The organism is Bradyrhizobium sp. USDA 4538, assembly GCF_024171045.1.
Classification (GTDB): Bacteria; Pseudomonadota; Alphaproteobacteria; order Rhizobiales; family Xanthobacteraceae; genus Bradyrhizobium; species Bradyrhizobium australafricanum.
In genome coordinates this window covers 648,613-663,071 of record NZ_JALJZE010000002.1, presented here as the reverse complement: position 1 = coordinate 663,071, position 14,459 = coordinate 648,613, and the positions used below count along the sequence as shown (strand labels likewise).

17 protein-coding genes are annotated in these 14,459 nt (G+C 59.5%); 16 read left to right on the top strand and 1 reads right to left on the bottom strand.

Translation table 11 applies throughout. The annotated features are described in order from the left end of the window. Positions 1-8: 8 nt before the first annotated feature. The 4 genes from J2R78_RS44275 to J2R78_RS44260 all read left to right on the top strand — a co-directional run bounded on the left by J2R78_RS44275 (position 9) and on the right by J2R78_RS44260 (position 3,946). On the top strand, positions 9-479 hold the full coding sequence (locus tag J2R78_RS44275; RefSeq protein WP_309145066.1) for a transposase: 471 nt from the start codon (positions 9-11) through the stop codon (positions 477-479). 511 nt (positions 480-990) lie between these two features. Further along, on the top strand, positions 991-2,427 hold the full coding sequence (locus J2R78_RS44270; RefSeq protein ID WP_253610175.1) for an IS701 family transposase: 1,437 nt from the start codon (positions 991-993) through the stop codon (positions 2,425-2,427). A gap of 83 nt (positions 2,428-2,510) precedes the next feature. Continuing rightward, on the top strand, positions 2,511-3,602 hold the full coding sequence (locus J2R78_RS44265) for an IS5 family transposase (RefSeq protein ID WP_069276043.1): 1,092 nt from the start codon (positions 2,511-2,513) through the stop codon (positions 3,600-3,602). Further along, positions 3,602-3,946 carry a hypothetical protein gene (locus J2R78_RS44260; RefSeq protein ID WP_057019377.1) on the top strand — a complete coding sequence of 115 codons (345 nt, stop codon included), beginning with the start codon at positions 3,602-3,604 and terminating at the stop codon, positions 3,944-3,946. The genes J2R78_RS44265 and J2R78_RS44260 overlap by 1 nt, the downstream gene beginning before the upstream one ends. Before the next feature lie 49 nt (positions 3,947-3,995). Here the strand turns inward: J2R78_RS44260 and J2R78_RS44255 are convergent, their stop codons facing one another. Beyond that, positions 3,996-5,945 (bottom strand): hypothetical protein, encoded by a 1,950-nt coding sequence (locus tag J2R78_RS44255; protein ID WP_253610430.1) that lies wholly within the window; start codon positions 5,943-5,945, stop codon positions 3,996-3,998. A gap of 452 nt (positions 5,946-6,397) precedes the next feature. Here J2R78_RS44255 and J2R78_RS44250 point away from each other — a divergent pair, with 452 nt between their 5' ends. The 12 genes from J2R78_RS44250 to J2R78_RS44890 are packed head-to-tail and all read left to right on the top strand — an operon-like array spanning position 6,398 to position 14,453. Then, the gene (locus J2R78_RS44250; protein ID WP_253610431.1) at positions 6,398-6,706 is read left to right on the top strand and encodes a hypothetical protein; all 309 of its coding nucleotides are present in this window, start codon (positions 6,398-6,400) and stop codon (positions 6,704-6,706) included. Further along, positions 6,703-7,773: an FHA domain-containing protein gene (locus J2R78_RS44245; protein ID WP_253610432.1), complete on the top strand. Its 1,071-nt coding sequence runs from the start codon at positions 6,703-6,705 to the stop codon at positions 7,771-7,773. Before J2R78_RS44250 ends, J2R78_RS44245 begins: the two co-directional genes overlap by 4 nt. Beyond that, complete coding sequence (locus tag J2R78_RS44240; protein WP_253610433.1) at positions 7,766-8,206, top strand: hypothetical protein; 441 nt, start codon at positions 7,766-7,768, stop codon at positions 8,204-8,206. Before J2R78_RS44245 ends, J2R78_RS44240 begins: the two co-directional genes overlap by 8 nt. 33 nt (positions 8,207-8,239) lie before the next feature. Further along, positions 8,240-8,638, top strand: coding sequence for a hypothetical protein (locus J2R78_RS44235; protein WP_253610434.1), 399 nt, complete (start codon positions 8,240-8,242; stop codon positions 8,636-8,638). A 24-nt stretch (positions 8,639-8,662) separates the two neighbouring features. Continuing rightward, positions 8,663-9,427 carry a type III secretion system inner membrane ring lipoprotein SctJ gene (gene sctJ / locus J2R78_RS44230; protein WP_253610435.1) on the top strand — a complete coding sequence of 255 codons (765 nt, stop codon included), beginning with the start codon at positions 8,663-8,665 and terminating at the stop codon, positions 9,425-9,427. Then, positions 9,424-10,038 carry a hypothetical protein gene (locus J2R78_RS44225; protein WP_253610436.1) on the top strand — a complete coding sequence of 205 codons (615 nt, stop codon included), beginning with the start codon at positions 9,424-9,426 and terminating at the stop codon, positions 10,036-10,038. Before sctJ ends, J2R78_RS44225 begins: the two co-directional genes overlap by 4 nt. A gap of 10 nt (positions 10,039-10,048) precedes the next feature. Further along, entirely contained in the window at positions 10,049-10,663 is a 615-nt protein-coding gene (locus J2R78_RS44220; protein WP_253610437.1) for a hypothetical protein, read from the top strand. Next, positions 10,653-11,981, top strand: coding sequence for a FliI/YscN family ATPase (locus J2R78_RS44215; protein WP_305884508.1), 1,329 nt, complete (start codon positions 10,653-10,655; stop codon positions 11,979-11,981). The genes J2R78_RS44220 and J2R78_RS44215 overlap by 11 nt, the downstream gene beginning before the upstream one ends. Further along, positions 11,974-12,456 carry a YscO family type III secretion system apparatus protein gene (locus J2R78_RS44210; protein WP_253610438.1) on the top strand — a complete coding sequence of 161 codons (483 nt, stop codon included), beginning with the start codon at positions 11,974-11,976 and terminating at the stop codon, positions 12,454-12,456. Before J2R78_RS44215 ends, J2R78_RS44210 begins: the two co-directional genes overlap by 8 nt. Next, positions 12,453-13,535, top strand: a complete 1,083-nt coding sequence (locus J2R78_RS44205) for a FliM/FliN family flagellar motor switch protein (protein WP_253610439.1) — start codon at positions 12,453-12,455, stop codon at positions 13,533-13,535. Before J2R78_RS44210 ends, J2R78_RS44205 begins: the two co-directional genes overlap by 4 nt. Next, positions 13,528-14,181 carry a type III secretion system export apparatus subunit SctR gene (gene sctR, locus J2R78_RS44200; protein WP_253610440.1) on the top strand — a complete coding sequence of 218 codons (654 nt, stop codon included), beginning with the start codon at positions 13,528-13,530 and terminating at the stop codon, positions 14,179-14,181. The genes J2R78_RS44205 and sctR overlap by 8 nt, the downstream gene beginning before the upstream one ends. Positions 14,182-14,189: 8 nt before the next feature. Continuing rightward, positions 14,190-14,453: an EscS/YscS/HrcS family type III secretion system export apparatus protein gene (locus J2R78_RS44890; RefSeq protein WP_305884507.1), complete on the top strand. Its 264-nt coding sequence runs from the start codon at positions 14,190-14,192 to the stop codon at positions 14,451-14,453. The last annotated feature ends 6 nt before the right edge of the window (positions 14,454-14,459 follow it).

The window sequence follows — 14,459 nt, the reverse complement described above, 5'->3', positions numbered from 1 at the left end:
TCGCGCGCATCGCCGCGCTCTATGCGATCGAGAAGGAGATCCGTGGCTCCGACGCCGCGATCCGACAAAAGGCGCGCGACGAACGATCACGGCCGCTCGTCGTCGAACTGAAGAAGTTCCTGCGCGAGCAAGCCGCCCGCCTGTCGCCGGGCAGCGAGATGGGCAAGGCGATCGCCTATCTGCTGAACCATTGGGATGGCCTCACTTTGTTTCTCGACGATGGCCGCGTTGAGATGGACACTAACCCCGTCGAAAATCAAATCAGGCCGCTGACTCTGACTCGCAAAAACAGTTTATTTGCAGGTCACGACGAAGGTGGCCGTTCATGGGCCCGCATAGCTTCGCTCATCGCCATCTGCAAGATCAACGGCGTGGGGCCCTACGCCTGGATGAAAGCGGCCCTCGAAGCGATCGCAACCGATCACGCGCAGTCGCGGATCGACGAACTCTTGCTCTGGTCGTTCGCCCGCACCTCCTAATTCTCCGCAGCTGCCGCCACAGTCGCGACTTCGACGATTTGCAACGCGTTAATCAACGGATTTGCAGTCCGTTGCGCCAACGCGTTGCAATCCGTCCCTCCAAATCTTTGCGAATGGAACGTAAACGTCGCTTACCATAGGACGCGCGACCAGCGTCTTCTTGAGACAATTGGCGCGGGCGGGGGCTGTGCGTGCTTTGGAAGGTGCTCGAAACGAATACGTGTACCTGATGGGAGCGGTGTGAATCGCGACGTTCACGCACCCTTCTGCGAGTGGCCGGCAGGTGAAATTCCTCCGGTCTATTCACCTCTGGGTCCAGTCGAACATGGCGCCGCTTCACGCTTCACGGCTGCGGCGCGAGGGGCAAAACGTTGCGCGGCTTTGCCCCGCACCGTGCAGACCGTTGATCACCTTAGCGGACTTCTAGTCTGACTGAGTCACAAAACCGCAGGCTCTAGCCGGCCAGAATCAGCGATGGTTGCAGCATGGACCATTAGCCGATGAGGCCGACATGAGCGGGCGTGGCACCAGGACGAGCGAGAAGCGATTTGCGGCGTATTTGGAAGGGCTTGCCAGTGTCATCGGTCATGCTGATCGGAAGGCGCCGCTGCGCGACTATTGCGTCGGCCTGATGGCCTGCGGCGGTCGCAAGAGCGTGGAGCCGATGGCGGCGGTGACGGCTCCGGAGCGGACGGCGGCCCAGCATCAATCGCTGCTGCATTTCGTCGGCAGCGGCGCCTGGTCGGATGAGAAGGTGCTGAGCAAGGTACGCGAGATGGTCCTGCCGGCGATTGAACGCCAGGGCCCCATCGAAGGCTGGATCATCGACGATACCGGATTTCCCAAGCAGGGGCGACATTCGGTTGGAGTTGCGCGGCAATATTGCGGGCAGCTCGGCAAGCAGGATAATTGCCAGGTGGCGGTGTCGCTGTCGATTGCCAACCACCACGCCAGCCTGCCTGTCGCCTACTGCCTTTATCTTCCGAAGGAATGGACTGAGGATTGCGATCGGCGGCGTAAAGTGGGCATTCCCGCCGAAGTCGGCTTCCGGACCAAGCCGGAGATCGCGCTGGAGCAGTTGCGGTGGGCCTGTGCGAGCAACCTTCCACGTGGTGTCGTGCTGATGGACGCGGGCTATGGCAACAACAGCGACCTGCGCACGGAGATCACGGCGCTGGGATTGACCTATGTGGCGGGTCTTCTGTCGAGCACAACGGTATGGGCGCCCGGCACCGGTCCCTTGCCGCCGAAGCCATGGTCGGGCCGCGGCCGTCCACCGAAACTGATGCGCCGCAACCGTCAGCATCAGCCAGCCGCCGTGAAGGCGCTCGCGATCGGCCTGCCGGCCCAAGCTTGGCGCACCATCACGTGGCGGCAAGGAACGAACGAAGAGCTGACCTCGCGCTTTGCCCGCGTGCGGGTTCGTGCCGCGCATCGTGATTATTGGCAAACCACCCGGCGATTGGAGGAATGGTTGCTGATCGAATGGCCGAAAGGCGAGGACGAGCCTACCAAATACTGGCTCTCGACAATGCCGGAGGATGTGGCATTCCGGACGCTCGTTGAGACGGCTAAATTGCGCTGGCGCATCGAACGCGACTATCAGGACCTCAAGCAGGAGGTCGGGCTCGGCCACTTCCAGGGACGCGGCTGGCGCGGCTTTCATCATCACGCAACGATGTGCATTGTGGCCTACGGATTCCTGATCTCCGAGCGGGAGACGATTCCCCCCTCAGGCGCGCGGCGCGCCCAGCCGATCCCGCTCGCTCGCCTTCCCGCAGATTATAGACCCCGCGGATCTGCCGCTGCGGACCCAACGTCACATTCCAAACTCGATCGCGACGATGCGACGGCGGCTCGAGCATGGGCTCGTCCGAACGCTGTCGAGATGTCCTTGTTGTGCGATCAAGTTCGACCACTACACAGATCGTCGTTTGTGACGCAGTAAGACTAGCAGGCTGTTGAAAAAAGGCGGTCGCCGCCGACCGAGGATCATGATTCATTGGCTCCGACGAGATTCGGAGATGGTGCGTGCGCGGCGGCGACAATCGAACGGGCGAGCTGTTCAGCTACGTCGACCTGGAAGCAAGGGTGCGGCGTGATCATCCGCTGCGAGGGATCCGGACGATCGTGAACGAGGCGCTGGCGGCGCTGGAGCACGAGTTCGCCGCCCTTTATTCGCCGATTGGACGGCCGTCGATCCCGCCGGAGAAGCTGCTGCGGGCGATGCTGTTGCAGGCGTTTTATTCGATCCGCTCGGAGCGACTTCTGATGGAGCGGTTGGAATATGATTTGCTGTTCCGCTGGTTCGTCGGAATCGGCGTCGACGATGCAGCCTGGGACCATTCGGTATTCTCGAAGAACCGCGACCGGCTTCTGGAAGGCGACATCGCGGCGAAGTTCCTGGCGGCGGTGCTGGCGCAGCCCAGGGTGAAGAAGCTTCTGTCGAGCGATCACTTCTCGGTCGACGGCACGCTGATCGAGGCCTGGGCCTCGATGAAGAGCGTCAAACCGAAGGATAGCTCCGGCGAGCCGCCGGCCCAAGGCGGCGGGCGCAATGCTGAAGCGAACTTCCATGGCCAGAAGCGCTCCAACGACACCCATGCTTCGACCACCGATCCGGAGGCCAGGCTCTACCGCAAGGGGAAAGGCAAGGAGACGAAGCTGTGCTTCATCGGGCATGGGCTGATGGAGAACCGCCACGGCTTGCTGGTCGACGCCTGCCTGACGCAGGCCGGTGGGCATGCCGAACGGGTGGCCGCGCTGCACATGATCGAGCCTCGTGCCGATCGACCGACAGCGATCACGCTTGGTGCCGACAAAGCCTACGATGCAGAAGACTTCGTCAACGAGCTGCGCTCGATGAACGTGACGCCGCATGTTGCGCAGAATACCGGCGGCCGTAGCTCTGCGATCGACGGGCGTACGACCCGGCACGGCGGTTATGCTGTCAGCCAGCGCATCCGCAAGCGGATTGAGGAGGCATTCGGCTGGATCAAGACGGTCGCCGGGCAAGAGAAGACCAGATTCCGTGGCCGTGATCGGGTCGGATGGGCCTTTACCTTCGCTGCAGCCGCCTACAATCTGGTGCGGCTGCCCAAGTTGATCGCGGAGACCGGTTGATGGCCAAGGTGCCCGGCTTTGCCAAGGCCTTTGCCGGCCGCTGGCGCATCGTCGAAATGGACAACTGGGACAGCGACTTCCTCGATCTTGTCGGAGAGGCGCATCTCACCTTCCGTGGCAAGTCCGATGGCGAAATAGCGTTTGGGGCTCTCAAGGGCTTCCTGGATGCTCGCTACGGCACCCGCGACGGATCGGCCTGCGCCGAGTTCTCATGGGAGGGGCACGACGAGAATGATCCGTCCTGTGGTCGCGGATGGGCCATGATCGGCACTGCGGGCAGGCTCGTTGGCCACTTCTACATCCACAATGGCGACGATTCAGCCTTCGTTTGCGAACGCGGCTGAGTTCTTCAACGGCCTGCTAGGTTTGGCATCAGCGACATGTGAATGGGCTTTATTGAGCGACGATAACCTCCCTTAGCTCGAATTCTGATGATGTGTCATGTCCTTGGGATTGTATTGATCTCGGATTCGAGATGGGCTGCGTTATCACGACTTCTTCCAATGATGGACCATCGATCATGTCTTGGACTGCCGCGTCAAATGCACGCCATTTGAGTTCAATACCCGGTTCATCAGCCTTCAGACTGGCTGCACTTTTGACTTGCGGCAAATATCCGTTCAAATGATTGATCGCCTCGCGCAGGGCTTGTTGCCCCGGCTGCGATGATCCGGTCGAATGCGTTGGCACGTCGGAATCGGACAATTCCTGTTCGAGTGCAGGATTGCGCAGCGCATTCATCAACGTTGCGGCGCATTTCAGGGTCTCGGCCGTCTCCTTTGCAAAGACTTCGTCTGCAGGTAACAATTTCGATGTTGCGGCCTGAGCAACTGCGCCAATGGCTTCCTTCAGTGTGCCCTGACCCGCACTTACCATAAGTGTCGACACGTTCCATAGAGCCGCGCCGCCGACTGATCCTGGTGATGCCGTCCCGATCGTTATGCCCGCCTTGACATATTGTGTGGCAATTCTTCCCACAACACGCAATGCCGCCTTCAGAGCCTGTTTTCGACCGTCTCCCCATCCATCGATCGGCAAAGCGGTGCGCAGCGCGTCCACACCGACGTTGACGCCACACGTCGTTGCGCCAAAAAACAATGCCTTGCCGATTTCCTCCATGACTGCCTTTGCGCCGTTAGCCCCATACGTCGCGGCAAGTGTCACGCCGGATATGCCTACCGAAACTGCACTGCCTATGCCTTGCGACTTCGCGGAATGGCGTGTCGTGGTGACGACGCGCTTGCCTCGACCGGGAACAGTACTCAAGTCGGCGTTGACGGCATCGTTCAATTGTTGGGCGCGGATCTTGCTTTCAGTGAACGAATCGGCCGTCGCATTCGAAATACCACGCGCAAAGCCAACTCCCGCTTCAAGGCCAAATATTACGCCAACCGATGCCTCGCTTTCATCGATGTACGTACTGGGCGGCTTAACATACCCGTCAATGATTTCGTTGATGTTCGCCTCGGACAGTACGTTGGGCGTCTGATGCACTACTGTGCTCGTGACGGTCTCTACCGAACTCTTTTGAAGGTCCGCAGCGACTTTCTCGGCCACATCGTCAAGCTGATTGGTCGAAAGCGTTCCAAGGCTTAGGATGTCGCGCGGTGGGAGAGTCGAAACGGCATGTTCGATCTGCTGTAGCTGTTGCTGAGAGACCGATGCTAAGTCAACATCGCCATGAGCTGTGGTAGCCGCGCGCTCTAGCACTGAAGCGGGCAAGAGCCCGGGATCTCGCCGCAATAACGCCGAAACCGCCGCCACCGTCGCATATTGCAAACCGACACCACCTGCAACTATGATCACGGATTGCATGGTCCCGCGCACGAGGGCGGGCCCTAGCGACTTTCCAAACAGCAATGACCTCGTATCCGGGGTTCGATGTGTTTGTTGATAAGCGCGGAGCTTCAAGAATTCTTCGTAACATGTTTCAAGCTTTGTCAGCTGCGCCTGTAGTGCGTCGAATGCGTTTGTCGCCTCTTTCGCATGCGGACTTCCATGCGGAAGAGCGCTTTTGAGTATTGCAATGCTCTCGGCCAGACGCGGGTTTGATCTTTGGTGCAAATCGTTGAGGGCGGTATGCAACAGCGACATTTTTACGTCTTCCGTTTTTGTCAACCGCTGCGATCGTTGCACAATATTCCACCATCGAAGTTTGACAGGTGAATCGAGGTCTGCTCCCACGTCAATAGCGACCGGAGTAAACTGAGAACGAGCGTTTCTATCTGCGCTTTGCACTGCAGATTCGCGAGATGCAGCCCTTGCCGCGTGACAACCTTCGGCAAATACGTCGGCCGCCGCAATTATTGATCCTGGTTGCAGCGGCGATTCGGGTTGACGCACGCCAGGATCGCTCGATCGTCGGTGATGCGAAATCTGATGTTCGATTTCATCAGCCCGTTGTCTGTTTGTTGATATCGCCTCAACCGATGGCAGCGAATTCGTTCTAGGTAGCATTTCCGCCTGCTCCCGCTGTATTTGTTTGGCATCTTGTTGAATTACAGTTGCGAGTGGGTGGCCGTGCAGAGAGGGCTCGAATGCTATTGAGCTTCGAGCACTTCGGCATGCAAGTGTGGGGCTGGCTCACTTTCGCTGCAGATCGTTGATGAATGGCATCATCTGCGAGAGTTGGCTTATGGGCGAATAGAAAACGCTGATTGTCTCCCGCCCTGCTCCCGATCAGCGTCGGGCATGGTGAGACCTTATAAGCACTGGCTGGCGCGACGGCATCATCACCAACTCTGAATTCCTCATAAGTCCCCGACGGCCTGATTTGCTGGGAAAGGAGTGCAGTCATGGCGCCTGCCGGAATCGATTCCAAACCTCTTTCGCAATGTGGCCAACGGTTCGACGACATCCTGTTCCGCGGTGCCTGCGGCGGCGCTGATGCCGTTGCAACCTACCTGAGGACGCGACGGCAGATGCTGGTGCGCGACATGTCGCGCGTTGCGGCCTATGGCGGCGACCCATCCGACCATATGCGCGCGGTCGCCGTCTTCGATTGTGCGATTGAGACCGTGAAACACCTGCTCGCCCTCGGCGAGGTCGATGGCGAGACGACCGTAGCCGCTGCCGCCACTTCATCCGGGGAGGCCGTCTCTTGATCGTCGCCAAGGTGACTAGCCCGCGCATCAAGGATCGCTTTTTCAAGCTGGTGCCGGGCATTTGCCGCATCGGCGCGGACCTTGGCTGCACAGTTGTTCTGCTCGACGAAGTCTTTCAACCGGTCCACATGGTCCTGCATGCGACCGAAGATACGGTCGACGTCGAAATTAACGATGGTGCGACAGCTGAGCTTCACACTGGTCTCACTGGCACTGTATCGACGCTGCGGGGCGGTGATCGTCGGGCCTGGCATGCCGGTGACATTCTCCAGATCGAGAACGTCCGGATCGAGCTCGAGGGGATCAGGCCGGATTATTCGGCTTCGGGCTGTCCGGCCGGAACGAATCAGATCAAGCCCACTGCGCGCCGCTTGACGCCTGTCGCCGGCGCATTGGTCGCCGCTATCATCATTGTCTGCCTCTTGCAGTTTGAGGGGTGGGCCGTACCGGTGCCGTCTCAGGTCAGGACGGAAGCGTGGGCGAATATGCCCCTGCCTGTGCTGGATGCCCCGGCCATCACCCGGAAGCTCGGAGCGTTGGGGCTTACGCCTTCCAGCCTTACCCAACGGGATGGACGCTGGACCGCAATTCTGCGGGTTGGGGACGAAGACGCCCTGCAGCTTCTCAACAGCAAGCTGGAACGTCTCGATTTTCCGTTCGAACCCGAAGTGTACGTCGACGCACAACTGCGGAGGGCCGCGGAGATGGCCCTCGCCAATCTAGCCGCAGGCATGCGCGTTCTTTCGGTGAAAGACGGCGTGATAGAACTTTCACCTCTGCGCGATGTCCGGAAATCGGCGGAGACCATCCAGAACAGCCTGCTCAGGGATGTGCCGGGGCTTCTTCGAGTCGCGTTCGACAAAAGCACCGAAAACGACCTGACACAGGCGCGCGCCGCACTTGCCGCAATCTGGACGGGCGAATATCCCTACGTTGTGCTCTCCGATAGTTCGATTGTCCGGCCCGGTGACACCCTGCGGCCGGGCATCACGCTTGTCAGCGTGCACAACGAATACGTTGTCGTAGAAATCAATTACAAAAACGAAAAAATGAAATTCCATGACTAAAAATTGCATAGAATACACCAAGGAAGATATCTTTCTCCTCGGCAACATCGCATCAACAGCGGTGAACAAAGGCATTGGGGAGCATGTAACGTTAATCATCAGCCTTATTCAGGACGCGCGTCCTCAGAATGCTGGCTCGTTTCTGCTGGAAGCCATGTACAAATACTCAATTGGAAAGACGCGGGAGGCCATCCACCTCCTCGAAACGGGCAAGGTTTTTGAAGCCGCCATCAATCGCGATGAGGCCGTCGCCTTTCACCTGTTCCTTCTCCAGCAGGATGGCCAGATCGAGCGCGCCGCCGATCTCGGCCAGATCTACATGGATGAAGGCCTGGTGGGTTCCGATTCCGCCCGGGAGATGATCCGCATCGTAACAACGGAATGCAATGCCGTGCTTGGTCGTCTGATCGATGGCCAAGACGATGTGCATTGAATTCGAACAACCGAAGTGAAGGAGCCCTCCAAAATGATCAGCACTACGACCGTCTCCGTCGGACAGGCGCGCAACCTCCAGTCGCTGCAAAGCTTTGCCGATATCGGCCAGCGTCTGGCCAATGCCGTCCGCCAGCAAGAGGACGACATCGCCAAGACGTTCCAGGCGGTACTTGATCAATCCAGTCCTCTCCTGAACATCCCGACGCCGATCCAGGAACAGTTCAAGCAATGGGACAAATATCTGCGGACACCGGAGGAGCGGGAAGCGGCGCTGGCCATAAAAAAGAAGATCGTCAATATGTATAGCGAAAACAGCGCCTACATACGGCAAAAGACGCAGCACGGTATCGACAAAATTCAACTAGAACTAGCCGTGAAAGCCATCAGCAAAACGATCAACAGCGCGCAGCAACTTCTATCATCGCAGTAATGCTAAGTATCACGGAGCGTGTCTGTGAGAAAACTAAGCCAATCGAGCCGGCGCCGCGGGCGTTTCCCGGCGATAGCAGTAACAGCTGTCGCGGTGATGCTTGGCGGCTGCAAGGTTGAGTTGAGCCGGGGACTCAAGGAAAAGGAAGCCAACGAGATGTTGAGCCAATTACTGGCGCATAACCTCTCGGCCTCCAAGAAAACGGAAAAGGACAACACCATCACCCTCCTCATTGAGGAGGCCCAGTTCGCCGAGGCTGTCCAGACACTGAAGCGGCTGGGTCTACCGCGGCGCCGGTTTACCAGCCTTGGAGAGGTCTTTGCACCCGAAGGATTGGTTTCCAGCCCGGTGCAGGAATGGGCGCGGCTGAATTACGCCCTGACGCAGGAGCTCTCCAACACAATCTCGAGCATCCCCGGAGTCGTATCGGCGGAGGTTCATGTTGCCAATCCGCGCAAGACTGCGCCCTTCGAGAGAGCGCCGCCGCCCAGCGCCTCAGTTCTCGTTCTGGTTGCCAAGGATGCGATCACGGCGGAGTTGATCCCCCAGGTCAAGCAGCTTGTCGCCTTCAGCGTCGAGAACATCGATTACGACCGTGTCGCCGTGATCGTTTCGCCCGTCGATCTGCCAAAGCCGCAACCGGCCGCAATGGTCAACCTTGCGGGCATCATACTGCAGAAGGCAAGCTATTCGCGGGCTGTCCTGATGTTGGCCGGCACTGGCCTCCTGGCGACCCTGCTCGGGGCGGCCGGAGCGTTCCTGTTCAAGGCCCGCGGAGGCACGCCGTGATCATCTCATGCGATTTTGACGCGGCCCCCTCCTCGCATATCGCTGTGAGTCAAGTGCAGAACCTGCTGAATATCCGCAGCCGGAGGATTGCCGCGCAGATCCTGTCGAACGACTTTCTCAGGGCGGTGCTGCATGACAGGCTATATCCACAACTCGAACCGCTACCGCAGGATACGCCGCCGGCATCCGCAGCGCTGTTCAACCTAATCGTGACGGGTCCCGATGCCCTGCTGGAGGATTTGTCGCGCAAGATGGCGCTGCTGATCAATCATCAGGCCGTCTTCGGCACTACCGATGGCGCCATTCTGGAGCAGATCATCGATTGGTGCGGCCGGAAGGATCTGATCGACATTGTCCGCCGGCAGGACGGATTGCCAGTCTTCCAAGGTTTCGGGGTCTTCACTAGCGTTACACTGGAGGCGCTCGATCTCTATGCGCAAAAAGTTCGTCAGTATCTTTTCGGCATCCTGCCCTGCGCCTACGCCCAGCGCTTCCGGTTGCGCTTTGCGGCCGAGGACCTGCCGCCGATCGCGACCTTCGCCCCCGATGATCCGGACAGCACGACATTTCTGGAATACGCCCTGAGCGCCCATTCCCTGTTAGAGCGGTAAAGGCCGGCTCATGCACAAGATCAATATCGATCCGGGCATCGCCCTTCCGCCAAATGGCATCGTAAAGGCAGCTCTGATGACGCGCTTTCTTGCGGCTGAGCGCATCGAGCGCATCGCACGGGAGCGGGCAGAAGAGGAAATGCGGCGCATGCGCGCGACGATAGAGGCGGAGCGTGCCGCCGCGCGCCGCGCCGGCTACGCCGCCGGTCTCGACGCTTTCGCTTTAGCCATCCGGAAAGTCGACCAGGTCGGCAAGCAGGTCTCCGATCGCGTCGAGGCGCTGCTGCGCGAATGCCTGGAGCACATCCTCGGCTCGATGCCGCGAGAAGAACTCCTGGCCGCGACGCTGGCCAGCGTCCTCGGCAATCTGCGTCAAGGTATCGATGTGTTGATCATGGTCCACCCCGGCGCGATGCCCGCGCTGGAGCAGACGCTCGCCCTGCATCGCGAGAACCGGAACGCAGCAATCTTTATCCGTACGGAGGCTAATCCGCGCATGCCGCCGGAGGAATGCCTCATCTACGCCGGATCGGATGTGATCGATGCCAGCATCCCCGTAATGATCGAGGAGATGCTCGGCGCTCTCACCCTGTTGGCAGGATCGGAAGTGCCTCATGCAGCATGAAGTGCATCGGTCCTTTAGCGAAGACGCGCTCGCGCGCGAGCCGAGGATGGCTTCGCCCTTTCGCCGGCGGGGGCGCGTGCTCAAAACGGTCGGCCCGCTGATCAGCGCCGCTGGAAACTTCGGCATCGGGGAGGTCTGCGCGATTTCGCGTATGAACCAAGAGTCCGTGCTGGCCGAGGTGGTCGGCTTTGAGGCGGGCTCCGCGCTCCTGACGCCCTATGGGCGCACTATCGGCATCTCGCACAATTCCACCATACAATCGGTGATGTCGGAGTATGAGGTGCCCGTCGGGGACAGCCTGGTCGGCCGGGTGCTGGATGCCCTGGGACAGCCGATCGATGGCCGCGCTCCCCTCGGCCCTACCGAGCGCACTCCCGGCAACCGAATGCCGCCCAATCCGATGTCCCGCCCTCTGATCGATCGACATTTTGCGCTCGGCGTGCGCGCGCTGGATGGCGCACTGACCTGCGGCGAGGGTCAGCGCATGGGAATTTTTGCAGCGGCGGGCGGCGGCAAATCGACTTTGATCTCGATCCTGGTCCGCAACGCGCAATACGATCGCTGCGTGATGGCGCTCATCGGCGAGCGTGGCCGCGAGGTGCGCGAATTCATCGACAGGCAGCTGGGACCGGACGGCATGGCGCGATCTGTCATAGTCGCGGCAACCTCCGACCGGCCGGCCATCGAACAGGTCAAAGCCGCCTATACCGCCACGGCCATCGCCGAATATCATCGCGACCGCGGCGAAAAGGTCTTGCTGATCATGGACAGCCTGACCCGCTTCGCCCGTGCCCAGCGCCAGATTGGTCTTTCCGCGGGTGAACCACCGACCCGGCGCGGCTTTCCGCCCTCTGTTTTCGAACAATTACCGATTCTTGTCGAACGCGCGGGGAAAACCGAACACGGCTCGATCACCGCGTTCTACACCGTTCTGGTCGAGGGGGACGACATGAATGAACCTGTGGCGGACGAGGTGCGTTCGCTGCTAGACGGGCATATCATCCTCTCTCGCAAGCTCGGCAGTTCCGGCCACTATCCGGCCATCGATGTTGGCGCCAGCGCAAGCCGCATCCTGACCAACATCGTCACATCTGATCATCGCGAAGCCATTCGCGTCCTTCGGACGCTGCTTGCCAAATACAACGAAATCGAACTGCTGATCCGCATCGGCGAATATACCACCGGTTCTGATCCGGAGGCAGATGAGGCGATCCGCCGCAAACCGGTACTGGATGCCTTCCTGCGGCAGGCACCCTGCGAGTTTTCGAGCTTCGAGGACACGATCGCGGCGCTCAAGCGGGCGGTGGGTCATGGTTGATTTCGGCCAGATCGTCCGGATACGCAGCCGCCGGCTCGACCACGCACGGCGCAATCTCGCACGATCCAGACGGCTTTTCGCCGAAGCGGGGCGGCGCTTTATGGAGGCCCAGGACGCTGCCGATACTTTTCTTAAAAAGACGCGGACGCTCGAAATAGATCTTCTGACTGAGATCCTCAACAAACCGGTGACGACCAACGATCTCCGGGCTATCGAGGAACGACTGCGGAAAACACAGGACGACGCGCAGAACCTCGCCAATGTGGTGGCCGCGGCGCGGCACGCGCTGACAGAATCCGGCGATGCGCTGGAGATGGCCTCTACGGAAAAGAAGGCGACCGAATCTCGCCTCAACAAGAGCCGCGAGATGCACGATCTGCTCCGCCAGATCGTGTGCGCCGAAGAGATTGCGGCGGAGGATGCCGAGCTCGACGAATTCTGTGAACTGATCGCATCGGAAGGGCGTGGACCATGACGCCGAATGTGGCGCATCTTCCCGTTCTCTCGCCGGAGATCGCCCAGGCCATCAACGCCGTCGCCGGCCCGCGTCACTCGCTGAGTTTGCCCATGACGGGTGAGGACGGCACCGACCAGGATGCAATCGGGATCACCTTTGGCGCTCCGCCATCGCTGGCCGGGAAAACACCGCGGATCGACGTCATGGTTTCCTCGCGGCTCGGCTCCTTCGTGCTCTCCGTCGAACCGGACCTCTGCGATGTCTTGTGCGATCACGCCCTTCCCGAATGGCGTGACGAGGCTCCCGGCGTCCTCGATATGACGTGGCGTGCCGTGTTGGTTGTGACACAACTGGCCGAGAAGGCCGGGATGGATCACCTCATCGCGAGCCTCGATGCTGCCTTCCGTCATGTTGACGAACGACTCTGCGATGTCACGGCCACGCTGGGAGGAATGGTCCGTATCGACACTGCGCATTTCCCGTTTGATCTCGCCATTCTTTCGGTTTCGCCTGCTGGAGCAGCGTTTTTTGCCTCCCTGCCCCCTGCACCGCCGCCGGCGACCATCGATCCGGGGTTTTGCTGCATGCTTTATCTGCATGTGCGAACCCTCATCGTCGAGGATTACAGGCAACTGGGCCGTGAGGATGTTCTCCTGATCGAAGCGGCCTCTGTCGAGGCGCTACCTTTGGTCGGGCGCATCCCGGGCATCGTGCGGTTTTCGGCAAACCTGAGCCCCAACGGGTTGATGCATATCGTGCAGGAAGATCGTCTCGAACCGGATACTTTCGACATGACCGACATCACAGAAACCAAATCCGAAACTCTTTTCGAAGCCGATGCTACTTTCCTTTCAGACGCCGTATCCGATCTCCCCGTGCGGATCGATGTGCTGCTGAAACGCCGGCGTCTAAGCCTCGCGGACCTTCGCAGCCTTGCGCCCGGCGTAACGCTTGATCTGGAGATCGACCTGAAAGCTCCCGTGACGATCCTAGCCAACGGTGCGGCCATTGGCTCGGGACATCTACTGCAACTTGGCAATCATATAGGCGTCCAAATCACACGCTGGCCAATGCAAAAGGTCTCCGGCGGTGACTGAGGCCGTCCCGTCTTTCCTGCCTGCCATCATCGCCACCATGGCGCTGAGCCTTCTGCCTTTCCTTGTTGTCATGGGAACGGCGTTCACAAAGATTACAATCGTGCTTACGCTTGTGCGGAATGCGATCGGCGTTCAGCAGGCCCCATCTGGCATGCTGATCAACGCCATTGCTCTCACGTTGACAGCCTTCATCCTGATGCCGCTCGGCGATGACATTCTTCGTCAGATCGCCGCCCAGAACATCACGAGTGGCAGTTGGGATAATATCGCCAAAATCTACGACATCATCTCCAGCACGTTCTCAAAATACCTTTTGCGCTTCTCGAATGAGCGAGAACTGACCTTCTTTATGGAGGCCGCCAAGAAACTCTGGCCGGCCCCTCTGCATGGGCAGATCACGCGCGACAATATCTTCATTCTCCTGTCATCCCATGTGACGTCTGAGCTGACGCGGGCGTTCGAGATCGCCTTCGTCCTGTTCCTGCCGTTCGTGGTGGTAGACCTGGTGGTGTCTAACATCCTCCTCGCCATGGGTGCGATGATGGTGCCGCCTATGCTGATTTCGCTGCCGCTCAAAATTCTTCTGTTCGTCGCCGCCGACGGGTGGGCCGTGCTGCTGCACAACCTCATCCTCAGCTACACGTAGGATAGGTAATGTATACCGAAGAAATCATCGTCATGGCTAAGAGCACGGTCGTTATTGTGTTCTATCTGTCCATGCCGACCATCGCAGCCGCAACTGTTGTCGGCCTTATCGTCGCACTGGTGCAAACTCTTATCCAGTTGCAGGAGCAGACACTTGGCTTTGCGGCGAAGCTGGCCGCAGTCGTCGCCGTCTTCGTGTTGTGGGGCCCCTGGATGGCCACCCAGTTGCTGATGTTCCTCAAGCAAGCACTCAGCCGCGTCAGCGGACTCTAGGGGGAC